Here is a 25,691-nt window from a genome sequence, read left to right as displayed (position 1 = left end):
AGTCAAAAATTTGACATATTAGCTAATTTATAAATATATATTTTCATTTTAATTGATAAATTAATATTTTTGTTCGAAAAAAGGTTCATTGAGCATGAATTATTACCTCATTATAGGTACTACTTTTTTGATAAGTGTTATAGTTAATATAATTTTTAGGAAAAAATTTAGAGAATTTTCAAAATTTAATTTACACTCTTGTATGAGTGGAAAAGAGGTAGCGGAAAAAATGTTAAGAGATAATGGAATTAATGATGTAAGTGTTCTTTCTGTTGAAGGAGAATTAACAGACCATTATAATCCTATGAACAAAACAATAAATTTAAGTGAAATAGTTTATCATGGAAAAGATGCAGCTTCTGTTTCAGTAGCTGCTCATGAATGCGGACATGTTTTGCAACATAAATTAGGTTATAATTTTTTGAAATTACGAAATGAACTGATGTTTATTTTGAAGTTTAGTTCAAGATTTACAAACTTTTTTGTTATGTCTGGATTAACAATTTTTTATAAATCAGAAGGAAAAAGTTTTTTCATTCTAAAATTAGGAATAATACTATTTTTAGTAGTTATTGCTTTTTATTTAATAAATTTACCTATAGAATTTGATGCTAGTTATAGGGCTTTAAATTGGATGAGAAATAAGAATATAGTGAATTTTCAAGAATATGATAAAGCAAAAGAATCTCTTCATTGGGCTGCTATGACTTATATGGTTTCAGCTTTAGGAAGAATAGTTCAACTGGTGTATTTTTTATCATTTTTTAATGATGAGACAATAATAATGAAGCATAAATAAATAATATTTTCAATTTTGTTTCTTCTTTTTTCTTGCATTTCTTGGATTGGGACGAAGATTTCCGTAAGTTTTTTTCCTGATTTTTCCTCTTTTAGTTTTTTTATCTCCTTTTCCCATATTGATTAGTATATAATTTTTCCAGAAATTTAAAAATTTTATTTTCTTGGTTTTGTAAATAATCTATAGATGAATAATTTCTAATTATAATATTAGATTTTTCTTTTCTTTTTTTATTGGATATTTGATTTTTTAATCGATTTATAATTTGATATTCTTTTAAGTTATCTCTTTTAATAATTCTTTTAATCATTTTTTTTTTAGGAGAAATTATATTAATAATAAAATTACATTCTTTATAACTTCCACTTTCAAATAATAATGCTGATTCTTTTATAAAAAGAAATGGAAGAATTTTATTTTGTTGAATAATAGAGAATATCCATTTTTTAAAATCAATTGAAATCCATGGATGAATAATAGAACATAATAATTTTAATGCATTAGGATCATTGAAAACAATTTTTGAAAGGTAATATTTATTTATTTTTTTTTCTCCTTCTTTTTCTTTTTTGTAATAAGAATTTTCTCCAAAATATTTAATGATATTTTTTTTTATAACATTTATTGTATTCATTAATATTGTTCCTCTTTTATCTGATGAATAAACAGGGATTCCTCTTTTCCTTAAAAAAGAAGAAAATAAACTTTTTCCAGTTCCCATTTTTCCTGTAATACCTACTAGTAAAAACTTCATTTTTTTTCTTTTTTATCGTTTTTGCAATTGATAGTATTCTCATTTTCACTATTATAACGTAATTGTGTTAAATCTCTTGAGATTGTATTTTTTTCAAGTTTAATTTTTCCTGAAATAGTTTCTATAATAAAAAAAACATTTATAATTTTTACAATTTTCCCATGTATTCCTGAATTTGTCACTATATAATTTCCTATTTTTAGATTTTCCTGAAATTTTTTTTCAATTTTTTGTTTTTTTATTTGAGGACGTATTATAAAAAAATAAAATATAATTAAAATTAATGCAAACATCCAAATAGTGCTTACAATAGAATTTTGTTGTGATAAAAAAAATAAATGTAATAAAGATGAAAAACACATAGATTAGTAATTTATAAAATTAATTTCAATTTTCATTAAAAATATTTCTTATAAAAGACCTTCTCCAATTTTAAATATTTTATTCTTTTTTTTTAGAAATTTAAATATTTGATCTAATATTCCATTGATAAAAATTTTACTTTTTTTCATACAAAAAATTTTTGTAATTTCTATATACTCATTTATGGTAGCTTTTGGAGGTATATTTGGGAAATATAAAAATTCACAAATAGCCATTTGCAATATAATTAAATCTATTATTGATATTCTTTTAATATCCCAATTATTTGATGTAGAGCTTATCAATTTATTAAATTCTTTTTTATGAGAAATTGTATTCCTATATAAATTAATGATGAATTTTTTATTCTCATTGTTCTTATAAACATTATATAATTCAAAATTTGAAGGAGTAGAATATTTTATAAACTGTAATGTTTTACATACCATATTGTGAGCTATACGTAAATTTTCTTTTCCATTGATAAGGTATAAATCTTCTATATATTCCACTAATTTTTTATTAGGAATTATAATATTTTTATAATATTTTACAAGACTATTTTTTTCTTCTTCAAAAGAAGAACAAGGTTTGTCAAAATATTTTTTATCTAGAATAGATTTATGCATTTCTTGTAAAAGAAAAAGAATATATTTATCTTGTTTTTTCCATGAGATTTTTCCAGAATTTTCATTTATAGAACTGTATTCAGTTATCAAATAATTATTGTTAGACAATATTTTTATAACAGAATTAGAAGCAAATTTTTTTATAGAATTTATGTTTATTTTATTGTTTAAATTTGGATTTTTTTTTACTATGTTTATTATATTCAAAGCATTTTCTTTGATTTTTAATATCAAACAAAGAAGAGATATATATAAATTATGTAATTCTTTAATGTTTTGAAGCATATTTTTTTCTACTTCATTTGAATCCATCTTAGATAAATGTTGAGCATATAGAAATTGCAAGCTTCTTATTCTAAAATATCGTCTTATTGACATTTTTGTTAGAAAATTTATTTATACATAAAATAATATGTTTATATACAATTATATAAACAAAAAATCAATACTTAAATTTTGAATTTTTAATGAATAGTTTATTTGCTTTTAGCAAAAAATATTATTTACGGTATAAATTACGTTTGTGTTTAGGTTTCTTGCTAATATTAATATCAAATATTTTAACCATTCTTCCTATTCCTTATATAGGAAAATCTATTAATGCAATCAAAGATTTGATTGTTAATTTTTCAAGTACATCAAATCCTTTTTTTTTAAAAGAAATTTTCATTTATACTAGTATTATTTTAATAATTCCAGTTGTTGGAAGTTTTGTTAAATATTATATGAGACAATGCATTATTACAACTTCCAGAATGATAGAATTTGACATGAAAAATGATATTTTTTCACATTACCAGAAGTTAAGTTTATCTTTTTATAAAGAAAATTCTACTGGTGATTTAATGAATCGACTAACGGAAGATGTTTCTTTTATAAGACAGTATATAGGTCCTGGAATAATGTATTTTGTAAATCTTATTGTTCTTTTCTTTATGGTTTTTATACAAATGTTAAGACTTGATAAAGTTCTTACTTTTTACATAATTTTACCTATTCCGATTCTTTTTATTTTTGTTTATAATGTAAGTATTTTCATTACTAGAAAAAGTAAAGATGTTCAAGATCATCAATCTTTTATATGTTCTTTTATTCAGGATACTTTCTCTGGAATTCATATTATTAAATCATTTGTTGCAGAATCTTTTTTTCAAAAAAAACATAATAAAATTATATCTGAATTTCATAAAAAGAATATAGAATTAATTAAAGTAAATACTATTTTGTCTTCCATAATAATATTTTTTATAGGAACTAGTCAATTTTTAATTCTTTTTTTTGGAGGAATGGGATATTTTAAAGGAGAAATAAAGGAAATAGGAACTATTGCCGAATTGTTTACATATATTAATATTTTAATTTTTCCTTTCATTGTATTTGGCTGGGTAGTTTCTATTGCAGAAAGAGCTAAAGTATCACAAATGAGGATTTGTGAATTTTTGAAAAAAAAACCAACAATTCTTAATGAAAATTTGATAGATAAAAAAATTTCTGGAAAAATACAATTTAAAAATGTTAGTTTCATTTATGGAAATAATAATAAAAATAAAACAATTAATAAAATATCATTTACCTTAATGAAGGGAAAAACTTTGGTATTAACGGGAGAAACAGGATCAGGAAAAACTACCATAGGTAGATTAATTTCTCGTTTATATGATCCAGATCAGGGAGAAGTATTAATAGATAACTATTCTTTAAAAAAACTAAATTTATACAAATTTAGGAAAAATATAGGTTATGTTCCTCAAGAATCCTTTATTTTTTCAGATTCAATTTATAACAATATAGCTGTAGGAAGTACAGAAAAATTTGTTACTTCACATAAAGTTCATGAAGCTGCTAAAAAAGCAATGATAGCAGGAGAAATATTAAATTTCAAAAATGGATATAAAACAATTATAGGTGAAAAAGGATTTTCTTTATCCGGAGGACAAAAACAGAGGATATGTATAGCAAGAGCTCTTATAAGGAATCCTAAAATTCTTATATTTGATGATAGTTTTTCTTCTATAGATCAAAAAACTAGAAAATCAATTATTTACTGTGTTAAAAAATGTTTAAGAAAAAGTACTATTATTATTATTACTCATGATTTTTCTTATGTGTCCAATTTTGATTTATTTATTATGTTAAAAAATGGAAAAATATCAAAGATTAAATATTATAAATCTCATAATTAAAAAAAAAATTAAATTTGAATAGTTATTCTACATTTTTTATTTAGATTTGCTTTAAAACTATAATATTTTTTGAAATGGACGAAAAAGAAAATCTCAAAGAGAGAAATGAAATTTGTTCACGGACTCTAAAAACTGGTAGTAGGACTTATTTTTTTGATGCACGAGAAACAAGAGCTGGTGACTATTATTTAACTATTACCGAAAGTAAAAAAAATTTTTCTGAAACAGGAGAAGTAACTTATAAAAAACACAAAATTTATTTATATAAAGAAGATTTTTCTAAGTTTCAGAGTATACTTGATGACATGATTCGATTTATTATTAATGAAAAGGGTAGAGAAGTTATTTCGGAACGTCACCAAAAAGATTTTAAAAACCATTCTTCTATGTATAATCAAAATCAAGAATCTACTGCTAAAGAAGAGCAAAAAAAAACTTCAAAAGTAAAAGATTTCACAAGTATTAATTTTGAAGATATTTAAATATTTACTTTTTCTATATTATTGATCTTGATATTGTATTCATTTTTTAAAATCTTTTTATGAAAAATTTTTTTAATGTAAGAAATGATTAGATTATGAAAAATTACATGAATATAATGAATGACATTAACACTTTCGTATTTGACGTTGATGGAGTGTTAACAAATTGTACTTTAAATCTTTTTCCAAATGGAAATTTAGTTCGTCAAATGTTCGTTAAAGACGGATTTGCTATTCAAATAGCGGAAAAAAAAGGGTACAATTTATGTGTTATTACAAGAGGGTCGGATTTAATGGTTTTTCGTCGTCTAAGAAATTTAAACATTAAACATATTTATCAAGGTGTGGGTAATAAGAAAAAGTGTTTGGATGAATATTGTAATCTTTTAAAGATTAAAAAAAAAAATTCTTTATATGGGAGATGATATTCCGGATATCGAAATTATGAAGTCTGTAGCTTTACCTTGTTCTCCAGTGGATGCAGTTCAAGAGGTTAAGGATATATCTAAATATGTTTCTCCAAAAAAAGGAGGGAGGGGATGTGTTAGAGATGTTATTGAAAAAACCTTAAGAGTTCAAAACAACTGGTTTTAAATTTTAAATTAATTAATATAAGCTAAAAAAATAGTGTCTTTAGGCAAAGACACTATTTTTTTTAAAAAACTAAAAAATAAAATAATGTAAAATTAAATTACTTATTACAAGTTACATCATTCCACCCATTCCTCCTCCTGCTCCTGGCATAGGAGGTGCTACATTAGGTTCATCTTTTTTAATTTCTGTAACTACACATTCAGTAGTTAATAACATTCCGGATACTGAAGCTGCATTTTCTAATGCCACTCTAGCAACTTTTGTAGGATCTATAATTCCTTCCACAATCATATTTTTATACTCTCCGATTTTTGCATCATATCCATAATCTCCTTTTCCTTCAGCTACTTTAGCTACAACAACAGATCCTTCCCCACCTGCATTAGCTACAATTTGACGTAAAGGTTCTTCTAAAGATCTTCTTACTATTTGTATACCAGTATCTTGATCTGGATTTTCTCCTACTAAATGATCTAAAGCATTAATAGCACGAACTAAAGCTACTCCTCCTCCAGCTACTATTCCTTCTTCAACTGCAGCCCTTGTTGCATTCAAAGCATCATCAACACGGTCTTTTTTTTCTTTCATTTCAACCTCAGAAGCTGCTCCAACATAAAGAACTGCAACACCTCCTGCTAGTTTTGCAAGACGTTCTTGCAATTTTTCTTTATCATAATCTGATGTAGTTGATTCTATTTGTGATTTAATTTGCTCAACACGAGCTCTTATATCTTTTTTACTTCCCCCACCATTAACAATAGTTGTGTTATCTTTATCAATAATAACTCTTTCTGCTTTTCCTAGCATACTTAACTTTGCGTCTTCTAATTTACTTCCTGTTTCTTCGGAAATAACTGTTCCTCCTGTTAAAATAGCTATATCTTCCAACATGGCTTTTCTTCTATCTCCAAATCCAGGAGCTTTAATAGCTGCTACTTTTAAAGTTCCACGTATTTTATTTACAACTAATGTTGCTAAAGCTTCTCCTTCTACTTCTTCAGAAATAATAAGAAGAGGTTTTCCAGATTGTGCTACAGGCTCTAATATAGGTAACAAATCTTTCATTGCTGCTATTTTCTTATCGGATAATAAAATCCTAGGTTGGTCAAATTCAGCAATCATTTTTTCAGTATTTGTAACAAAATATGGAGATTGATATCCTCTATCAAATTGCATTCCTTCAACTATATCAACAGAAGTATCTGTTCCTTTTGCTTCTTCTACAGTAATAACTCCTTCTTTTCCTACTTTCTCAAAAGCATCAGCTATTAAAGCTCCTGTTTTTTCATCATTATTTGCAGAAATAGAAGCAACCTGTTTTATTTTTTCTGTATTTCCTCCTACTTCTCTAGATTGTTTTCTTAAATCTGAGATTACAGATTCTAAAGCTTTATCTATACCTCTTTTCAAATCCATTGGATTGGCTCCAGCTGCAACATTTTTTAATCCTTCCCTAACAATAGCTTGTGCTAGAACAGTTGCAGTTGTAGTTCCATCTCCTGCTACATCATTTGTTTTAGAAGCAACTTCTTTTACCATTTGTGCTCCAAGATTTTCTATAGAATCTTCTAATTCAATTTCTTTAGCCACAGTTACTCCATCTTTAGTTACTTGGGGACCACCAAAAGATTTTTGAAGTACAACATTGCGACCTTTCGGTCCTAAAGTAACTTTTACTGCATTAGCTAATGCGTCTACTCCTTTCTTTAATTTATCTCTTGCTTCAATATCAAATCTAATATCTTTTGCCATAATTTTTTTAGTTTAAATAAATTTATAAAAAGTTATATACAATGAAATCTAAGTATAATCCATTATATAATAGCTATTACGTCAGATACTCGCATAATAAGATATTCTTCGCCTTCCCATTTTAATTCTGTTCCAGAATATTTACCGTATAAAATTCTATCTCCTTCTTTTAGAATCATAGGTTCATCTTTTTTCCCTTTTCCCACTGCTACAATAGTTCCCTTTTGAGGCTTTTCTTTTGCTGTATCAGGAATAATAATACCTGAAGATGTTTTTGTTTCAGCAGGATCAGGTTGTACAAGCACACGATCTGATAAAGGTTTAATCTTTACTTCCATCATATTTTAAATAATTTTTAAAGTTTATGATACTAATAATTTACAACAGCCAAAAACATGCCAAATAAAAAATTTTGGATTTTTTTTCATTTTAGTAATTTTTAATGTCATTATGACATAATTTATTTCAAAAAATAGTTAAACAATAAAGTCAGAAAAAATATAGTAACAGATAAAAACCAAGTAATATTTTCTATAAAAATATTTGTTTTTTTAACTCCAAGAAATTTGAAATCTTTTTCTATAAAATTTTGATTAATACTTTCTTTTTTAGGAGTTTGTATTAAAACAATTAATATAAAAAAGAAACATGTTATTATAATAATAAATCCTAATATAGTCGTGATAAGAGGCATTTTTATATGTTTTACGAAGTTTATTATTTAATTAGTTTAATTAACATTAATTTGAATAAATATTTTTTTGATGTTTAATTCTAGATTTATTAAATCTAATATAAACTTTAAGATTATTTAATTCTTTAAATATTGTATTCAATTTTTTATTAAAAAAATATATTTTCAGAAATAATTTTACAGGATATGTTTTTAATTTTCATTGAATATTTTTTATTCTTAAAGTTCTAACGTATGCATTCCTTGTTTATAAAATTCCCAAACATATGTACAATAATATACCAATATTTTTAACTTTTTTAGTTTATCAAAAAAACTGAGGAAATAATATTTTTTTGAGATTGATTTAGATTAATGAAAACAATAATTTTCTCAAAAAAATTATTGTTATTTGTTAAAAATATTTTTCAAATACAGGTTATTTATTTAGAATTTAGTAACATTTAATTATAATATTATGTAATATTATAGTTTATGTATAGTAGTTTTTTATGTTGGATAGTTTTATAATAAAAAAATATTGAATATTGTTATTACAAACCATACTGTTTTATTTTTCTATAAAGAGTTCTTTCAGAAATTCCTAATTCTTTGGCAGTTTTTCTTCTTTTCCCATTATTTTTTTTTAAAGTTTTTTGAATAAATTCTATTTCTTTTGTTTGTAAAGAAAAAGAAGATAATTTATCCGATGATTTAGATTGGTCTTCTTCTACTTCTTCATAATAAAGTTGATTTGAATCTTTATTATATCTAGATGAATCCTTTAATTGAAAAATAGAATTATCTCTATCATAAATTGTTTTTCCGAAAACTTTTTCCATAAGTTGTTGATTTTCTTTAATAAATCTTGTATCAGTATGATTTTTAATCATTTTAAATGTTATGTTTTTTAAATTGTTTAAATTTTTTTTCATATCAAAAAGAATTTTGTAAAGGAAATCTCTTTCCCTAGGTAGATCTTGGAAAAATGTTTTAGAAAGTGATATTGAAGGAATATTTTCTGGAATGTATTCTTTTAATTTTTCTACAGAAATCTCACGTTTTTTTTCTACTACAGAAATTTGTTCTACAAGATTTTTTAATTGTCTTATATTTCCTGGCCAAGGGTAATCTTCTAAATATTTTAAAGATTCTTCCGTTAAGATCACTGATGGCATATGATATTTTTCAGCGAAATCATTAGCAAATTTTTTGAATAAAAATTTGATATCATTTTTACGAAATCGTAAAGGAGGAACATTAATCTGAACTGTGTTAAGTCTATAGTATAAATCTTCTCTAAATTTACCTTTTTGTATAGACTCTATCATATTCAAATTAGTAGCAGAAACAATTCGTATATTAGTTTTTTGAATTTTTGAAGATCCTACTTTTATAAATTCTCCTGATTCCAATATCCTGAGGAGACGTACTTGTGTACTTAAAGGTAGTTCTCCTATTTCATCTAAAAATATAGTTCCACCATTGGCTCCTTCAAAATAACCTTTTCTCATACTTGTAGCTCCCGTGAAAGATCCTTTTTCATGCCCAAAAAGTTCACTGTCAATAGTTCCTTCAGGAATAGCCCCACAATTTACAGCAATATAAGAATGATGTTTTCTAGAAGATAATTGATGAATAATTTTTGGAATGAATTCTTTTCCTACTCCACTTTCTCCAAGTACTAATACAGATATGTCTGTAGGAGCTACTTGCATAGCTCTTTCTAAGGATCTATGTAGGGCATAATCAGATCCAACAATTCCAAATTTTTGTTTTATTTTTTGGATAAATTCCATGTTATTTACATATCAATTTTTATATAGTTTTTCCAATTAAAGTAGCTGAAGTAGTTTCTATAATTTTTATATGTGCAATATCTCCTATTTTATAGAAACCTTTAGGAAAAACTGCAACTAAATTTTGAGTATTTCTTCCATACCAATATTGATTGTTTTTTTTAGATTCACCTTCTATTAAAATTTCTTGTATTTTTCCTAAATATTCTTTCATTCTGAGCAACGAATGTTTTCTTTGTAAATCAATAATTTCTTTCAATCTTGTTTTTTTCACTTCTTGTGGAACATTATCTTGTAATTTTCTATATGCATAAGTACCAGGTCTAGGTGAATAAGAAAACATATAGCCATAATTATATTTAATTTGGTTCATTAAATTGATGGTTTCTTTATGATCATTTTCATTTTCGTTACAAAATCCAGTTATGATATCATGTGAAATGGAACATTCTGGAATTATTTTTCTTATCCTTTTTATTAGAGAAATATATTTTTCACGCGTATATTTTCTATTCATCAATTTTAGTATTTTGTTGCTTCCTGATTGAACAGGTAAATGTATATGTTTACAAATATTTGGATTTTTGGAAATTGCTGTCAGAACGTCGTCTGACATATCATGAGGATTAGATGTAGAAAATCTTATTCTCATCATAGGAATTTTTTTAGCTAAAATATTTAAAAGATCAGAAAAATTAATATCATTCCATTGATAAGAATCAACATTTTGTCCTAAAAGGGTAATTTCCTTACATCCATTTTTATATAATTTTTCGCATTCTTGAATTATATAATTAGGATCACTGCTTATTTCTCTTCCTCTCGTAAATGGAACGATACAAAAAGTACACATATTATTACATCCTCTAGTAATGCTTAAAAAGGTTGTTACTCTTTTTTTTATCCGAAATGGACTTATATTTGTGTAAGATTCTTTTCCTTTTCTTTGAGTAGAATGAGAATATTTTTTTCCAATTGTGGAATAATGAATGTAATTAGTTAATTCATTATAAGAACTAGGATCTACAAAAAAATCTATTTTTTTTTCTTCTAAAAAAAAATCTCTATTTTTTTTTGATAGACATCCTATAACTCCAAGTAGAAGATTCTTTTTCTTTTTAAGAGATTGTAATTCATCCAACCTGTTTCTTAAGGTTAATTCTGCTTTTTCTCTAACAGAACAAGAATTAAATAATATTATATTTGCTTTTTCTAAATTCTCGGATAATAAAAAGCCATTTTTTAGTAAAATAGAAGTTACTATTTCACTATCTGATACATTCATTTTACAACCATAATTTTCAATAAAAAAGCTTTTATTTAATCTTTTTTTATTTTTATTCTTATCCATAATTATATAATATTTTGGAATATAATGTAATGTGTAAAAAATAAAGGTAAAAATAATAATGACATAATGTCATAAATGAAGGTCTTTCTTTGCTAGAAAAATCATGTTTTTTTTTCCAGTTGATTTTTCTTTAACGTTAGATAATTTTACAACTGAAATCCATTCTTTTTTTGGGATAGCTTTAATCATTTTTATCACAATATTCATAGAATGAACGCCTACATCATTAGTGAAGTTAGTGCCTATTCCAAAAAAAGGAGTAATTTTATTTTTACAAAAAGAAGAAATGCGAGCCACTTTATCTGGAGTAAGATTATCAGAAAATATAATTTTTTTTTGAATAGGATTTATTTTAAACTTCTTGTAATGTTCTATTGCTTTTTTGGTAAAAAAAATAGGATCACCACTATCATGTCTAATTCCTTTAAAAGCATTAGAAAGTTTCTTGTTAAAGTTTTTAAAGAAAATTGAGGATGTATATGTATCAGATAAAGCTATTCCTAAATTACCATTGTAAACGTTTAACCAGTTTTCCATAGCAATTCGATCTGCCGTTTTAAATCCGTATTTTGCTGCGTGAAACATAACCCATTCGTGCCCCTGAGTTCCTATTGGTTTAATAGAAAATATTTGAGATAAATGAACATTACTGCTTCCCAAAAAAAATGGATAACCTTCTTCCATTAAAACTTTGAACACTAATTTATGAACTTGATATGAATACCTTCTTCTTGTTCCAAATTCCCCAATTTTGGCATTTAATTTTTTGTATTTTTTTAGTTTTCTTTTGATTAAAAATATTATTTTCTTATCGGAAATTCGTTTTTTATCTGTCAATTTATAATATAATTCAGAAATAATAGCCATTAAAGGAACTTCCCACAGTATGGTTCTACTCCATAATCCTTCTATGTTCATTTTTATATTTCTACCTTTTTGATATATATTTACCTCATTTGGATTATATTGATATTTATCAAGAAAGTCTATATAAGAAGAATCTAAATAAGGACAATTTTTTTCTAGAAAAACTTTTTCTTTATTAGAAAGTTTTAATAGGGCCATTTGATTCAATATTTCTTTTAATATTTCTGCAAAATTATTTGGGAAAGAATGGTTTCCTCTATTAATAAATTCATATTTAGCTATTGCTGATGGAAATAGTTTAATAACAGCATTTTGCATGGTAAATTTATAAAAATCATTATCCAATAATGATGATATAATAGAATAATTATTCATTATCAAGGATTCTTAAAAAACTAATTCACAAAAAATTTTTAATTTAACATAAAAAATGGAAAATTTCTATTTTGGTAAATAAATACTTTTTTAGAAAAAATATTTCTCTAAATTTGCTTTTAAAACAATTTATTTTTAATATGGACAATACGAAATTATACGTGGGAAACTTATCATATGATATGACAGAACAAGAATTGAAAAAATATTTTGAGTCTGTAGGAGAAGTGACTCATGCAAAAATTATTTTTGATGAATCTACATCGAATAAAAGGAGTAAAGGTTTTGGATTTATTGAGATGTCTAATGAAGATCATGCAAAACAAGCTATAGAAAAATTAAATGGAACTGAATTAATGGGAAGAAATATTATTGTATCTGCAGCTAGACCTAGGACTACTAAAAAAGATTATTAATATTAATACGCTTTCGCTTACATCTGTTTTTTGAAAAACAATTGAATGATAATATATTTAGTTATGATTAAATAATTAACGGTATTTTTTGAATATCAAAATATCAAACTAATCTTTGTATGAAAAAATTATATGGAACAGGTGTAGCGTTAGTTACTCCTTTTAAAAAGGATGAAAAAATTGATTTTAATAGTCTTGAAAAGCTTATAAAGTATGTTTTAGATAATGATGTTGATTATTTAGTAGCATTGGGAACCACGGCTGAAACAGCTACATTAAAGGTAGAAGAAAAAAGAGACGTTGTGGAATGTATTCAAAACGCAAATTATAAAAAAGTTCCCATAATATTAGGAGTAGGAGGAAATAATACTAAAGAGATTATTGGTCAAATAAATAAAATAAAAAATTTGTCTAGTTTTCATTCTATTCTTTCAGTTACTCCTTATTATAATAAGCCTTCTCAAGAAGGTTTATATAAACATTTTGAATCTATTGTTAATTGTACTGAAGCAAAAATTGTTATATATAATGTACCTAAAAGAACAGGAGTCAATATTCTCCCAGATACTGTTTTGCGATTAGCTAATAATTTCAGTAATATAATAGGAATAAAAGAAGCATCAGGAAATATTTTACAATCTTATAAGATTATTGAAAAAAAACCAAAAAATTTTAATGTTATATCAGGAGATGATTTTATTTCTTTACCAATTATATTGGGGGGTGGTGAAGGTGTAATTTCTGTAATTGCTCAAGGATTACCAGATAAAATTTCTAAAATGGTTAATTTAGCTAGAAATAATCAAGTTCAAAAATCTTTTTCTATTTTTTATGAAATTATTAGAATAATAGATCTCATTTATGAAGAAGGAAATCCAACTGGAATTAAAACTTTTTTAAGTATAAAAAAAATGTGCAATCCATATTTGAGACTGCCATTATTGACTGGAAGTATTTTTTTAAAAAAGAAAATGTTAAATTTATTGGAAAAGATAAAATTTCATGTAAGTAATAAGTAAATTAAATATTAAATTAATATGCTTAGCAAAAAGATGCAAATAGGTTTAAAGGATCAATTAAATAGAGAATCGGAATCTTCTCAATTATATTTATCTATGGCTTCTTGGGTAGAAAAAAGAGGGTTTGAAGGAGTATGTGAGTTCTTATACGATCATTCTAATGAAGAAAGAACACATATGTTGAAATTAATGAGATATATCAACAAAAGAGGAGGGGATTCTATTTTGAATAAAATAGATTTGTCTCATGAAGAGATAAAATATAAATGTTTGAAACAATTATTTCGAAAATTGTTTGAACACGAAAAAAAAATATCTCATGAAATTAATAATTTAGTAGAATTATCTTTGGGAGATAAAGATTTCTTTACATATAATTTTCTTCAATGGTATATTGAAGAACAAGTAGAAGAAGAAACTTTAATTAAAATGATTTTAGATAAAATTGAGTTGATAGGAGAAGATAAAGGAGGACTTTATTTATTTGATAAAGATATAAAAGATATTCATAATAATAAGAAAAACAAAAAATTTTGAGTTTTGAAAAATATTTATTTAAAGGTAATATTCATTTCTTTTTTCATGCTTTTAGAAAGCTGTTTTCTTTTTACCGGAAAAAAAAATGTTCTTACCGAGGGGTTAAATGAATCAAAAGAAGAAGAAGATTTATTTAAGAGTGGTAAAGAATATTATAATTCTTCTCTAAGTTATAATTTAGATCAAGAAAAAACTGATATTGCAATTAATAAACTTAATCAGTTTATAAAAAATTATCCTAATAGTCCAAAAGTTAAAGAGGTTTATGATTTGTTGAATAATTTATTTTTTAAAATAGAAAGAAAGAATTATTGCATAGCGGATTCTTACTTTTTAATGGGTAGATACCAGGCGTCCTTGATCTATTTTCAAAATCTTATAAAAAATTTTCCAAGAAGTATTTTCAAAGAAAAAGTTTTGTACAAAATTTGTGTATCTCAATACAAACTTCGTAGAAAAAAAGATTTTTTTAACTCATATTATGAATATTTGAAACATTTTAAATTTCATTCTAATTCAAAAAAATTGAAGATTTTATATAAAAAATTAGAAAAATTATGAATGTTTTAAATAGTTACACAAATGTTCCAAAAAACACTGAAACTATAGATCGAATAGAATTAGAAAAAAAATCAGGAAAAAATATATATGAGAGCATATGTATTTTAGAGAAAATAAGTGAAATAATTGGAGTTCGTATTAAAGAAGATTTAAATAAAAAATTAGAAGAATTTAATATTATTAGTAAAAATAATTTAGAAGAAATTTTTGAAAATAAAGAACAGATAGAACTTTCAAAAAGTTATGAAAAGCTTCCGAAGGCTACATCGATAGCTGTTCAATATTTACTAGATGGAATAATAAAAATTTAATTGTTATTATCTAATTTTTTGATAGTCCATTAGAAATTTATCTAATCCTATTTTTGTCAATGGATGATTCAAAAGAGATTTAATAACGCTTATAGGAGATGTAATTGCATAAATTCCAATTTTTGAACATTCTGTAATATGCAAAGGATGACGTATAGATGCGGCTAAAATTTTTGTTTTAAAATTGTAATTATCATATATTTTTTTAATTTCTTTTATTAGATTTAATCCGTTATAAGAAACATCATCTATTCTTCCTACAAATGGAGAAACATAATAAGCTCCTACCTTGGATGCTAATAGAGCTTGTCCTGGAGAAAAAATGAGAGTGCAATTAGTTTTTATATTTTTATTTGATAAATATTTGATGGCTTTAATTCCATCATGGATCATGGGAATTTTTACTACAATTCTTGGATGAAGAAGAGATAATTTTTCTCCTTCTTTAATCATATCCTCATAATTAGTACTGATAACTTCTGCACTTACATCTTCTTCATTTCTCATGATATTACATATAGATATATAATGGTTTTTAATTTCTTTTTTATTAATTGTTTCTTTAGCTATTAAAGATGGATTTGTAGTAACTCCATCTAATATTCCAAGTGATCTAGCTTCATTAATTTCCTTTAAATTTGCTGTATCTAAAAAAAATTTCATAATTTGTAATATCATTGTTTTAGTATAAATACAAATTTATTTAAAATTTTTCTGATATAAAATAGAAAAATTGAACTTTTTTTATTGTTTTTTATAAAAATATTTCTTGATAAGAAAAATCTGTAAATTTATTTATTATATATATTTTGTTTGCGTATGACAACAGATTTTGATATCATTATTTTAGGAAGTGGACCAGGGGGATACGTGGCTTCTATACGTGCAGCACAATTAGGAATGAAAACAGCTATAATTGAAAAAAATAATCTTGGTGGTGTTTGTTTAAATTTGGGGTGTATTCCTACAAAATCCCTTTTAAACAGTGCAAAAATTTTACATTATATAAAAAAACATGGAAAATTATTTGGAATAAAAAGTAATCAAATTGAAATAGATTATCATAAAATTGTTACTAAAAGTAAAGATATAGTAGAGAAAATGAGAAAAGGAATTTCGTTTTTAATGAAAAAAAATGGAATTCATGTAATTTATGGAAATGCAATATTAAAAAAAGGAAAAAAAGTTGAGGTTTTTAAAGATGGAAAAAGTATGAAAGAATATTCTTCTCCGAATATTATTATATCTACTGGGGCAATTCCTAAGATTGAAAATAAATTTCAATATGATGGTAAAAAAATTGTAACATATAAAGAAGCTCTTTCATTAACTTCTTTACCAAAGAGAATGATTATTATAGGTTCTGGATCTATAGGGTTAGAATTTGCTTATTTTTATCATTCTATGGGAACAGATGTTATAATAATAGAAATTTGTGAAAAACTTTTTCCAAGTGGAGATCATGAAATATCTGATCATTTAAAATTTTCTTTTGAAAAAATGGGAATTAAAATTTACACATATTACTCCATAAATAAAGTGTTTCAAGAAAAAGACTCAATTTCGATCGAAATTGAGTCTTTGAGGGATAAAAGTTCTGTTACTTTAACAGCAGATATAGTCCTTTGTTCTATTGGAATTGTTCCAAATATTCAATCTATTGGATTAGAAGAAATAGGAATACAAATTGAAAAAGGATTTATTCAAGTAGATGAAAATTATCGTACAAATATAAATGGATATTATGCTATTGGAGATGTTATTAAAACTCCTTCTCTAGCCCATGTAGCTTCACATGAAGCAATAAATTGTGTTGAAAATATAAAAGGATTAAATTGTCAAAAAATAGATTATAATAATATTCCAAAATGTGTTTATTCTTTTCCTGAAATATCTTCAGTAGGATATACCGAGAAAGAATCTAAAGAAAGAGGATTCAAAATAAAAGTAGCTAAGTTTCCATTTAGTTCTCTTGGAAGATCTATTGCTGATGAAAATACAGAAGGATTTATTAAAGTTATTTTTGATAATAAATATGATGAATGGTTGGGTTGTCACATGATTGGAAATAGTGTTACAGATTTAATTTCTGAAGTTGTAGTTGCAAGGAAATTAGAAGCTACTAGCTATGAAATTATGAGTAGTGTACACCCTCATCCTTCATTGAGCGAATCAATATTAGAATCTGTGTCCAGTGCTTATGGAAAATCTATTCATAATATTATATAGTATTTATAGTATATATAGCAATAGAAAATAAATAACATAACATATTATAGAATATAATATAAATAATATTACTTTTAATTAAGTAATAAATAAATTGTTACAATTGCTTTATATTCAGTAATTATTACCTTAAACCTTCTGAACATTATTGTATTTGATTATCATTTTATGTAGTTATATAATACCTATATATATAATTGAAACAAAATAATGTCATATTTTCTTTAACATATAAAATTCGCAATTTTATTATTATTTATGGTAAATATTATATTATTTGGCCCTCCAGGGTGTGGAAAAGGAACTCAAGCAAAAATTATTGCTAAAAAATTTGGATTTATTCATTTATCTACTGGAATGATATTTAGAAATCATATGATGAAAAAAACAGATTTAGGCAAAATAGCTAGTTATTACATCAATAATGGAATATTAGTTCCTGATACAATTACAACAAATATGTTAAATGTAGAAATTCAAAAATATTTTTTTACTAAGGGTATTATTTTTGATGGATATCCTAGAACGAAAAATCAGATTTTTTCTTTAGAGGAAATTCTAAAAAAGTTTGTTTTAGGAAAAATGGATTTGATTTTTTATTTTTCTATTCAAAAAAGGACAATAATGAATAGATTGTTAAAGAGGGGGGAAAAAAGTCAAAGAAATGACGATACTAATATTACAACAGTTAAAAGGAGAATAGAAGAATATGAAAGAGAAACAGCTAAAATTTGGAATAATAATTCTTCTAAATGGGTAAATAACATAATTAAATTAAATGCATCTTTATCCATAGAAGAAATTTCTTTATTTATAGAAAAAAAAATAGAAAGTTTGTTATTAAACAAAAATTAATTTTTATAAAAAAATGGAAAATTGTTTTGTTGATTTTATAAGAATTTTTTGTAAAAGTGGAGATGGAGGATCTGGATGTATTCATTTTCATAGAAATAAACATATCAAAAAGGGAGGACCTGATGGAGGATCAGGAGGTAGAGGAGGGAATATCATTTTTCAAGGAAATTCTAGTATTAATACTTTTTTTCATTTGAGATATCATAAATATTGGATTGCAGAATCAGGATCTCCAGGAAAAAGAAATAATATTACTGGATCAAATGGAAAAGATTTATTAATAGAAGTTCCTGTAGGAACTATTGTCAAAGATGAAAAAAAAAATGTAATAACAGAAATTACAAAAAATTCTGAAAAAAAAATTTTATTTGAGGGAGGAAAAGGTGGAAAAGGAAATTTTTTTTTCAGAAGTTCAATGTGCCGAACTCCTTATCAAGCACAACCAGGTATTAAAACAAAAGGATTTTGGATTTCTTTAGAATTAAAGATTTTAGCGGATGTAGGATTAATAGGATTTCCTAACACCGGAAAATCTACTCTTCTTTCTGTCATTACAAAAGCAAGACCTAAGATAGGAAACTATTCCTTTACAACTAAATATCCAAATTTAGGAGTAGTGAAAAAGAATTTTGATTCTTTTTTAATAGCGGATATTCCAGGAATTGTTGAAAAAGCATCTGAAGGTAAAGGATTAGGGCTTCATTTTCTGAGACATGCAGAAAGAAATTCTATTTTATTATTTTTAATATCATCAGATTCAGAAAATAAAATTAAAGAATATTTTACTCTATTAAATGAACTGGAAAAATTTAGTTCAAAATTTTCAAATAAAAAATATTTATTAGCTATTTCAAAATCAGATTTAATTAATGATATCAAAAAAAATGAGATAATAAAAAGTTTTTTAAAATTAAAAGAACATGTTATTTTTATTTCTTCTTTTACTAAGGAAGGAATATTTGAGCTAAAAGAAAAATTGTGGAAATTAATTAAAAATAAAAATTAATAAAAATCACCAAGTTTTTCCATAACAATATTTTTGTCTATATTTAAAACAGTTTTGATGTTTTCTATATCATACATATAATCTATAAATATTTTTTCGCAAAGAGTTCGTAGACCTCTAGCTCCTAATCCAATTCGGAAAGTTTTTTCTACTATAATGTCCAAAGCTTCATCTGTAATATTCATGGAGATATTATCCATCTCAAATAATTTTTGGTATTGTTTAATCAAAGCATTTTTGGGTTCTAATAATATTTTTTTTAACATTTGTTTATTTAATGGATTTAAATAAGTAACAATAGGAAATCTTCCTATAAGTTCTGGAATCAACCCAAAATTTTTTAGATCGTCAGGAATAATTTTTTTTAAATAGTTATTTTTTTTATTTTCATCTCCATCTCTTATGTTATTACCATTTTTATTATAATTAGTTGGAAATCCTATACTAATCTGTTCTATTCTGTTAGAAATTATTTTTTCTATTCCATCAAAAGTTCCTCCAGCTATAAATAATATATTTTCAGTATTTATTTGAATCATCTTTTGATCTGGATGTTTTCTTCCCCCTTGAGGGGGAACATTGATTATTGATCCTTCTAATATTTTTAACAAAGATTGTTGGACTCCTTCTCCAGACACATCTCTAGTAATAGAAGGGTTATTACTTTTTCTAGAAATTTTATCTATTTCATCTAAAAAAATAATACCTTTTTCAGCGTAATTTATGTTGTAATTGACTGATTGCAATAATTTTGTTAATATCGATTCCACATCTTCTCCAACATATCCAGCTTCAGTTAAAGTAGTTGCATCTGCTATAGCAAAGGGAACTTTTAAAAGTTTTGAAATACTTTTTGCTAATAAGGTTTTTCCAGTTCCAGTATTACCAATTAATAATATATTGGATTTCTCTATTTCTATATTCTTATTTTTTTGATTTTTATTGTCAAATTGATTCTTTTTTTGAAGAATTCTTTTGTAATGATTATAAACCGATACAGAGATAATTCTTTTAGCTTCGTTTTGTCCAACAACATATTTATCTAAAAATAATTTAATTTCTCTAGGCTTTTTTATTTTTATTTCTTCGAATTTTTCTTTTTTTTCGGATTTCTTATCAAAATACTTTTTGTGAATGATAGAGTAAGTTTTTTCTATGCAAAAATTACAAATATGCCCACTAATTCCAGATATAAGAAAAGTTATTTCATTTTTTTCTCTTCCACAAAAATTACATTTTAATGAATCTTCCATAAATTATTGTTCCATTTCATTTTTGCATAATAAAACGGAGCAAGCCGATCTACATCACATCGCTCAACCTAAGTACCTTTGCTGCGTTCCCGCCCTGGAGGGTTATTAGGGAGCTGATTGTGCAGAACTTGCTCCGAGTATTGGTAAATATAAAAAAAAAATCATAAATTCTCGTTTTTTATAAATCAATAATTATATTTCTTGTGTTAAAATTTTCATTAGTTATATGTATTACAGAATTTATAAATTTTATTAAAATTAGTTGATTTTCATTATTACAATGGAAAAGAAATACATTTTTGTTACAGGGGGAGTTACGTCTTCTTTAGGAAAAGGGATAGTTTCAGCATCATTAGGTATGTTATTAAAAGCTAGAGGATATAAAGTTTCAATTTTGAAATTAGATCCTTATTTTAATATAGATCCAGGAACTTTAAACCCTTATGAACATGGAGAGTGTTTTGTTACTGAAGATGGGGCAGAAGCAGATTTAGATTTAGGACATTATGAAAGATTTTTGAATCAGCCTACCACTAAGGAAAATAATGTAACGTCTGGACTGATATATAAAACAGTTATAGATAATGAAAGAAAAGGAAGTTATTTAGGGAAAACAGTACAAGTAATTCCTCATATTACTAATGAAATTAAGAGACGAATAAAGATACTTGGAGAATCGAAAAATTATGATATTATTATTACTGAAATAGGAGGAACAGTAGGAGATATAGAAAGCCTTCCTTATATCGAATCGGTACGTCAAATGAAGTGGGAATTAGGAAAATTTAATGGGTTGGTAATTCATTTAACATTACTTCCATATATTACAGTAACTGGAGAAATAAAAACAAAACCGACACAACATTCCGTTCGGAATTTGATGGAAAATGGAATACAGGCAGATATTATTATTTGTAGAACAGAAAAACATATTTCTAAAGAAATTAGAGAAAAATTGGCATTATTTTGTAATGTAGAACCTAAACATGTTATAGAATCAATTGATACTAAAATTATATATGAAATTCCTTGTTTGTTACATTTTCAAAATTTTGATGATGTAGTATTAAATCATTTAAATTTATCTACTATTATTTCTCCTAAATTAAAAAAATGGAAAATTTTTATTAAGAAATATAAAAATCCAAAATATGAAACTAAAATAGCATTAGTTGGAAAATATGTGTCTTTACGTGATTCTTATAAGTCTATTACTGAAGCATTAATTCATGCAGGAACTGAAAATGAAACTTTTGTTCATATAAAATGGATTTATTCAGAAATGATAAAAGAAAATAATATACAAAAATATTTTAAAGGAATTTCAGGAATATTAGTAGCTCCAGGATTTGGAAAAAGGGGTATAGAAGGTAAGATTCTTGCGACAAAATATGCAAGAGAAAATCAAATTCCATTTTTTGGAATATGTTTGGGAATGCAAATTGCCGTAATAGAATTTGCTAGAAATGTTTTGGGATTAAAAAAAGCGGAAAGTTTTGAGACAAATCCATATACTTCTCATCCAGTCATTTGCTTAATGGAAAAACAAAAAAAATTGCTGTATAAAGGAGGAACTATGCGTTTAGGAAATTGGAAATGTATTCTTGTAAAAGGTTCAAAAATATCTTCTATTTATGGGGGTAGAAAAGAAATTGTTGAAAGACACCGTCACAGATATGAGTTTAATAATAATTACTTAAAATTTTTTTCCAATTCTGAAATGAAGCCAGTAGGAATAAATCCAGAAACCGGATTAATAGAAGCAATAGAATTAGAAAATCATATTTTTTTCTTAGGAGTTCAATATCATCCAGAATATCAAAGTACAGTGACAAATCCACATCCTTTATTTATTAATTTTATAAAAGTTTCTAAAAACTATAAATCTTTTGATTATCGAAATCATAATTCTTCTTATATATGAAGGACAAAAGTTTGGATTATAATTCCATAATAGGGTTATTCCTTATATTATTTGTTTTAACTGTTTTTACATATTTTTTTAATGATAAGGAAAAAGAAGAGATTAATGAGAAGAAAAATTTTTTCAAAAGTAATGAGAAAAATTTCTTTCTTAAGAAAGAAAATGTAGAAAAAAAAAATTTTTCTTTTTTAGAAAATAATGTCTTAAAATTGAAAATATCTAATGTAGGAGGAGGAATAGATGAAGTACTTTTAAAAAAATATCGGGCATATAATTCTTTATTATCATATCATACAAAAAATCTTTTTTTAGTAAAAAACTCCAGTTTCTTGTATAAAATGTCTTTTTCAAACGAAAAAGACATAATTAATACAGAAAATTTACTTTTTAAGTCTTTTGTTTTTAATAATGAAAAAAAAGGGATAAAAATTCTTTTAATGAGAGCTAAAAGTCCTTATGGAAAAGGATTTTTAGATTACGTTTACACAATTGGAAAAAATAATCAATATGACATTGGATTCTATATAAGAACAATAAATTTTTTTCCTTTTAAAAAATTAATCTCTATCAAGATAGATCAAAAACTTATTTCTTTAGAGAAGGATAGAAATTGGGAAAATTCTTATACTCAAGCATATTTTAGCAAAAATTCTAAATCTATAGAATATTTATCTGAAAAAAAAACAGAAGAAAAATATTTACCTGGAATAAATTGGTTTGCTTATAAACAGCAATTTTTTGCATCTATATTTAAACCAGAAAAAATATTAAAAAATATTTTTATTAAATCTAATAACCTTTCATCAGGGAAATTTCTTAAAAAGATTCAGTTTAAAACTTTAATAAAAAAAAACAAAGATGAGGAATTTAATTTCTCTTTTCGTTTTTATTTTGGTCCTTTAGACTTTAATTTGTTGAAAAAATATAAAAATGGATTTGAAAATATAATTCCATTTGGATGGGGGTTCTTAAAATGGATAAATAAATATTTTTTTCTAATAATTTTTCAATTTTTAGAAAAAACTAATCTGAATTATGGTATTATTATTATTTTCATGACTATAGTTGTAAAATTAATATTGTCTCCAATTACCTACAAACAATATAAATTAAGTGCTATAATGAAATTAATTCGTCCAGAAATAGAAAAACTAAATAAAAAATATGAAAATAAAAAAGATACATTTAAGAAACAGAAAGCTATGATGGAATTATATAAAAAAATAGGTATAAATCCAATGTCTGGATGTATTTCTACATTAATTCAAGTTCCTATTTTTTATTCTTTATTTAAATTTTTTCCGACTATAATCAATTTAAGAGGAAAATCTTTTTTATGGGTGGAAGATCTTACTTCGTATGATTCAATTTTTGAATTACCTTTTTTTATTCCTTTTTATGGAAATCATGTAAGTCTATTAACTTTATTGTATTCTTTAGCATTGCTGATTTATACAAAATTAAGTAATAATGAAAAAAAAAATCCTTCTGAAATTGAAAATAGCCCAATTTCTAACATGAATTTTATATTATATTTAATGCCCATCATGATGTTATTATTTATAAATAGTTATGCATCCGCTTTATCTTTATATTATTTTGTTTCTAATGTAATAAATATTTGTTTTTTATTCTTTATTAAAAAATTTATGTTAGACGAGAAAAAAATTATTGTAAGAATTCAAGATAAAAAAATTAATGATATATAATTTTTATTTCTCAATGAATTTTATTTCTTTTTGTCGAAAAAAATAGAATTTTTTATTAAATTCTACTATCAAAAATCCTTGATCTGTTACAGATCGTATGACTCCTTTAAAAATTTTTTTACTCTTGAAAATATAAAAAAAAGATATTTTATCCTTTAAATAAAGATATTTAATATAATATTTACGAATATAATTTTCTCCATAAATAAGAAAATATAAATATTCGTTTTGAATAAAATATATAATTTTATAAAGCAAATCATTCAACTTAAAATCTAAACTTAAAATTTTTTTTAAAGAAGAGGCATTCCATTTTTTTTCAAATTCTGTTTGATTGACATTTAAACCAATTCCAATAATAGAAGTATGAATCTTTTTGAAAAAAATGCTATTTTCTATTAAAATTCCACCTACTTTTTTTTTGAATGAGAAAATATCATTAGGCCATTTAATCCAGAATTTTTTATTGTGTTTATTATCATTTATTTCTAATAATGCTTTATGAATTCCATTACTTACAATGGTATTAATTATATATTGCTTTCTTATATCCAATGGATTAATTGGTTTAAAAATAATACTAAAAGTTAGATTTTCATTTTTTTTTGTATTCCAAAAATTTTTTCCTGATCCTATACCTTTAGTCTGATTCAGAGACCAAATAATGATCCAATTTTTTTTCTTAAAATTGCATTTTCTAGCATATTGATTTGTAGAATTGACTTTTTTTAGGAAAATTATAAATACAGGCCAAAAAAGTTTTATCAAAATATTTTTATATTGAAAAATTAATTTTCTTTAAGATGAAACCTTTATTTTTGTTTTAAAATTAAAATATCAAAAGATATTAATATGTCATATGTCATAAAAATATTAAAAAATATTTCATTTTGTTATTAAAAAAAATTATAGAAGGAATTCAAATGGTTAAAGGAGAAAATATATCTGTTATAAATCTAAAAAATAGAGAAAATTTTATTTGTGATTATTTTGTTATTTGTGATGGAAATTCCAGAAATCAAATTTTTGCAATTTCTCAATCTATAAAAAAAAATACAATTAAAAAACTAAAAAAAAAACCTTGGCATGTGGAAGGATTAATAAATAAAGAATGGATATTAATAGATTATATTTCTATTGTAGTTCATATTTTTCAAAAAAAAGTAAGATTATATTATAATATAGAAAATATCTGGAATCAAAGTTTATAACAACAGAAAATTTGGTTTTTATTTAAATTGAAAAAATTA

At 24.2% G+C, this 25,691-nt stretch carries 27 protein-coding genes, 1 other RNA gene and 1 pseudogene; 15 read left to right on the top strand and 14 right to left on the bottom strand.

What is annotated here, in order from left to right; all coding sequences use genetic code 11:
* The first annotated feature begins 94 nt into the window (after positions 1-94).
* A complete protein-coding gene (locus tag H0H51_RS02145; RefSeq protein ID WP_185876688.1) occupies positions 95-799 on the top strand; it encodes a zinc metallopeptidase in 705 nt (234 codons plus the stop codon).
* A 9-nt stretch (positions 800-808) separates the two neighbouring features.
* On the opposite strand, the gene H0H51_RS02140 is transcribed toward H0H51_RS02145, so the two are convergent.
* The 4 genes from H0H51_RS02140 to nusB are packed head-to-tail and all read right to left on the bottom strand — an operon-like array spanning position 809 to position 2,923.
* Complete coding sequence (locus H0H51_RS02140) at positions 809-916, bottom strand: 30S ribosomal protein THX (protein WP_185876687.1); 108 nt, start codon at positions 914-916, stop codon at positions 809-811.
* Positions 900-1,553, bottom strand: a complete 654-nt coding sequence (coaE, locus tag H0H51_RS02135) for a dephospho-CoA kinase (RefSeq protein ID WP_185876686.1) — start codon at positions 1,551-1,553, stop codon at positions 900-902. Before coaE ends, H0H51_RS02140 begins: the two co-directional genes overlap by 17 nt.
* Positions 1,550-1,915 carry a preprotein translocase subunit YajC gene (yajC, locus tag H0H51_RS02130; RefSeq protein WP_185876685.1) on the bottom strand — a complete coding sequence of 122 codons (366 nt, stop codon included), beginning with the start codon at positions 1,913-1,915 and terminating at the stop codon, positions 1,550-1,552. Before yajC ends, coaE begins: the two co-directional genes overlap by 4 nt.
* Positions 1,916-1,963: 48 nt before the next feature.
* Complete coding sequence (nusB, locus tag H0H51_RS02125; protein WP_185876684.1) at positions 1,964-2,923, bottom strand: transcription antitermination factor NusB; 960 nt, start codon at positions 2,921-2,923, stop codon at positions 1,964-1,966.
* 89 nt (positions 2,924-3,012) lie between these two features.
* On the opposite strand from nusB, the gene H0H51_RS02120 reads away from it, so the two are divergent.
* From H0H51_RS02120 to H0H51_RS02110, 3 genes and pseudogenes are all read left to right on the top strand, one after another.
* Entirely contained in the window at positions 3,013-4,728 is a 1,716-nt protein-coding gene (locus H0H51_RS02120) for an ABC transporter ATP-binding protein (RefSeq protein WP_185876683.1), read from the top strand.
* A gap of 74 nt (positions 4,729-4,802) precedes the next feature.
* On the top strand, positions 4,803-5,210 hold the full coding sequence (locus H0H51_RS02115; RefSeq protein ID WP_185876682.1) for a DUF3276 family protein: 408 nt from the start codon (positions 4,803-4,805) through the stop codon (positions 5,208-5,210).
* Positions 5,211-5,305: 95 nt separating this feature from the next.
* A pseudogene (locus tag H0H51_RS02110) lies at positions 5,306-5,804 on the top strand (KdsC family phosphatase).
* A gap of 111 nt (positions 5,805-5,915) precedes the next feature.
* On the opposite strand, the gene groL reads toward H0H51_RS02110, so the two are convergent.
* From groL to pncB, 6 genes are all read right to left on the bottom strand, one after another.
* Positions 5,916-7,556, bottom strand: a complete 1,641-nt coding sequence (gene groL / locus H0H51_RS02105) for a chaperonin GroEL (RefSeq protein ID WP_185876681.1) — start codon at positions 7,554-7,556, stop codon at positions 5,916-5,918.
* Between the two features lie 62 nt (positions 7,557-7,618).
* Positions 7,619-7,897, bottom strand: coding sequence for a co-chaperone GroES (locus H0H51_RS02100; protein ID WP_185876680.1), 279 nt, complete (start codon positions 7,895-7,897; stop codon positions 7,619-7,621).
* 119 nt (positions 7,898-8,016) lie between these two features.
* Positions 8,017-8,250, bottom strand: coding sequence for a preprotein translocase subunit SecG (gene secG / locus H0H51_RS02095; RefSeq protein ID WP_185876679.1), 234 nt, complete (start codon positions 8,248-8,250; stop codon positions 8,017-8,019).
* 533 nt (positions 8,251-8,783) lie between these two features.
* Positions 8,784-10,028: a sigma-54 interaction domain-containing protein gene (locus H0H51_RS02090; RefSeq protein ID WP_185876678.1), complete on the bottom strand. Its 1,245-nt coding sequence runs from the start codon at positions 10,026-10,028 to the stop codon at positions 8,784-8,786.
* 19 nt (positions 10,029-10,047) lie between these two features.
* Complete coding sequence (gene miaB, locus H0H51_RS02085; protein WP_185876677.1) at positions 10,048-11,379, bottom strand: tRNA (N6-isopentenyl adenosine(37)-C2)-methylthiotransferase MiaB; 1,332 nt, start codon at positions 11,377-11,379, stop codon at positions 10,048-10,050.
* Between the two features lie 69 nt (positions 11,380-11,448).
* Positions 11,449-12,621, bottom strand: a complete 1,173-nt coding sequence (gene pncB, locus H0H51_RS02080; RefSeq protein ID WP_185876676.1) for a nicotinate phosphoribosyltransferase — start codon at positions 12,619-12,621, stop codon at positions 11,449-11,451.
* A gap of 140 nt (positions 12,622-12,761) precedes the next feature.
* On the opposite strand from pncB, the gene H0H51_RS02075 reads away from it, so the two are divergent.
* From H0H51_RS02075 to H0H51_RS02055, 5 genes are all read left to right on the top strand, one after another.
* Positions 12,762-13,037: an RNA recognition motif domain-containing protein gene (locus H0H51_RS02075; protein WP_185876675.1), complete on the top strand. Its 276-nt coding sequence runs from the start codon at positions 12,762-12,764 to the stop codon at positions 13,035-13,037.
* Positions 13,038-13,156: 119 nt separating this feature from the next.
* The gene (gene dapA / locus H0H51_RS02070; protein ID WP_185876674.1) at positions 13,157-14,056 is read left to right on the top strand and encodes a 4-hydroxy-tetrahydrodipicolinate synthase; all 900 of its coding nucleotides are present in this window, start codon (positions 13,157-13,159) and stop codon (positions 14,054-14,056) included.
* Positions 14,057-14,074: 18 nt separating this feature from the next.
* Positions 14,075-14,593 (top strand): ferritin, encoded by a 519-nt coding sequence (locus H0H51_RS02065; RefSeq protein WP_185876673.1) that lies wholly within the window; start codon positions 14,075-14,077, stop codon positions 14,591-14,593.
* 45 nt (positions 14,594-14,638) lie between these two features.
* Positions 14,639-15,154 (top strand): outer membrane protein assembly factor BamD, encoded by a 516-nt coding sequence (locus H0H51_RS02060; RefSeq protein WP_185876672.1) that lies wholly within the window; start codon positions 14,639-14,641, stop codon positions 15,152-15,154.
* Positions 15,151-15,465, top strand: a complete 315-nt coding sequence (locus H0H51_RS02055) for a hypothetical protein (protein WP_185876671.1) — start codon at positions 15,151-15,153, stop codon at positions 15,463-15,465. The genes H0H51_RS02060 and H0H51_RS02055 overlap by 4 nt, the downstream gene beginning before the upstream one ends.
* 6 nt (positions 15,466-15,471) lie before the next feature.
* On the opposite strand, the gene fsa is transcribed toward H0H51_RS02055, so the two are convergent.
* Positions 15,472-16,128, bottom strand: coding sequence for a fructose-6-phosphate aldolase (fsa, locus tag H0H51_RS02050; protein ID WP_185876670.1), 657 nt, complete (start codon positions 16,126-16,128; stop codon positions 15,472-15,474).
* 156 nt (positions 16,129-16,284) lie between these two features.
* On the opposite strand from fsa, the gene lpdA reads away from it, so the two are divergent.
* From lpdA to obgE, 3 genes are all read left to right on the top strand, one after another.
* Positions 16,285-17,694: a dihydrolipoyl dehydrogenase gene (gene lpdA, locus H0H51_RS02045; protein WP_185876669.1), complete on the top strand. Its 1,410-nt coding sequence runs from the start codon at positions 16,285-16,287 to the stop codon at positions 17,692-17,694.
* Positions 17,695-17,952: 258 nt separating this feature from the next.
* On the top strand, positions 17,953-18,549 hold the full coding sequence (locus H0H51_RS02040; RefSeq protein WP_185876668.1) for an adenylate kinase family protein: 597 nt from the start codon (positions 17,953-17,955) through the stop codon (positions 18,547-18,549).
* A 13-nt stretch (positions 18,550-18,562) separates the two neighbouring features.
* On the top strand, positions 18,563-19,555 hold the full coding sequence (gene obgE / locus H0H51_RS02035; protein WP_185876667.1) for a GTPase ObgE: 993 nt from the start codon (positions 18,563-18,565) through the stop codon (positions 19,553-19,555).
* On the opposite strand, the gene clpX is transcribed toward obgE, so the two are convergent.
* On the bottom strand, positions 19,552-20,808 hold the full coding sequence (clpX, locus tag H0H51_RS02030; RefSeq protein WP_185876666.1) for an ATP-dependent Clp protease ATP-binding subunit ClpX: 1,257 nt from the start codon (positions 20,806-20,808) through the stop codon (positions 19,552-19,554). The two genes, obgE and clpX, sit on opposite strands and share 4 nt — an antisense overlap.
* 34 nt (positions 20,809-20,842) lie before the next feature.
* Positions 20,843-20,942: signal recognition particle sRNA small type (ffs, locus tag H0H51_RS02025), an RNA gene on the bottom strand.
* A 146-nt stretch (positions 20,943-21,088) separates the two neighbouring features.
* On the opposite strand from ffs, the gene H0H51_RS02020 reads away from it, so the two are divergent.
* Both H0H51_RS02020 and H0H51_RS02015 read left to right on the top strand, forming a co-directional pair.
* Positions 21,089-22,732 (top strand): CTP synthase, encoded by a 1,644-nt coding sequence (locus H0H51_RS02020; RefSeq protein WP_185876665.1) that lies wholly within the window; start codon positions 21,089-21,091, stop codon positions 22,730-22,732.
* The gene (locus H0H51_RS02015; protein WP_185876664.1) at positions 22,729-24,441 is read left to right on the top strand and encodes a YidC/Oxa1 family insertase periplasmic-domain containing protein; all 1,713 of its coding nucleotides are present in this window, start codon (positions 22,729-22,731) and stop codon (positions 24,439-24,441) included. The genes H0H51_RS02020 and H0H51_RS02015 overlap by 4 nt, the downstream gene beginning before the upstream one ends.
* 3 nt (positions 24,442-24,444) lie before the next feature.
* Here H0H51_RS02015 and H0H51_RS02010 read toward each other — a convergent pair whose 3' ends face one another.
* Positions 24,445-25,209, bottom strand: a complete 765-nt coding sequence (locus tag H0H51_RS02010) for a biotin--[acetyl-CoA-carboxylase] ligase (RefSeq protein ID WP_185876663.1) — start codon at positions 25,207-25,209, stop codon at positions 24,445-24,447.
* Positions 25,210-25,331: 122 nt separating this feature from the next.
* Between H0H51_RS02010 and rsfS the strand changes: the two genes are divergently transcribed.
* Complete coding sequence (gene rsfS / locus H0H51_RS02005; protein WP_185876662.1) at positions 25,332-25,652, top strand: ribosome silencing factor; 321 nt, start codon at positions 25,332-25,334, stop codon at positions 25,650-25,652.
* Positions 25,653-25,691: the final 39 nt, after the last annotated feature.

The organism is Blattabacterium cuenoti (assembly GCF_014251995.1).
In the GTDB taxonomy this organism is placed as follows: Bacteria; Bacteroidota; Bacteroidia; order Flavobacteriales; family Blattabacteriaceae; genus Blattabacterium; species Blattabacterium cuenoti_AE.
The sequence above is the reverse complement of the archived record's forward strand: the minus strand, read 5'-3'. Positions and strand labels throughout refer to the sequence as shown.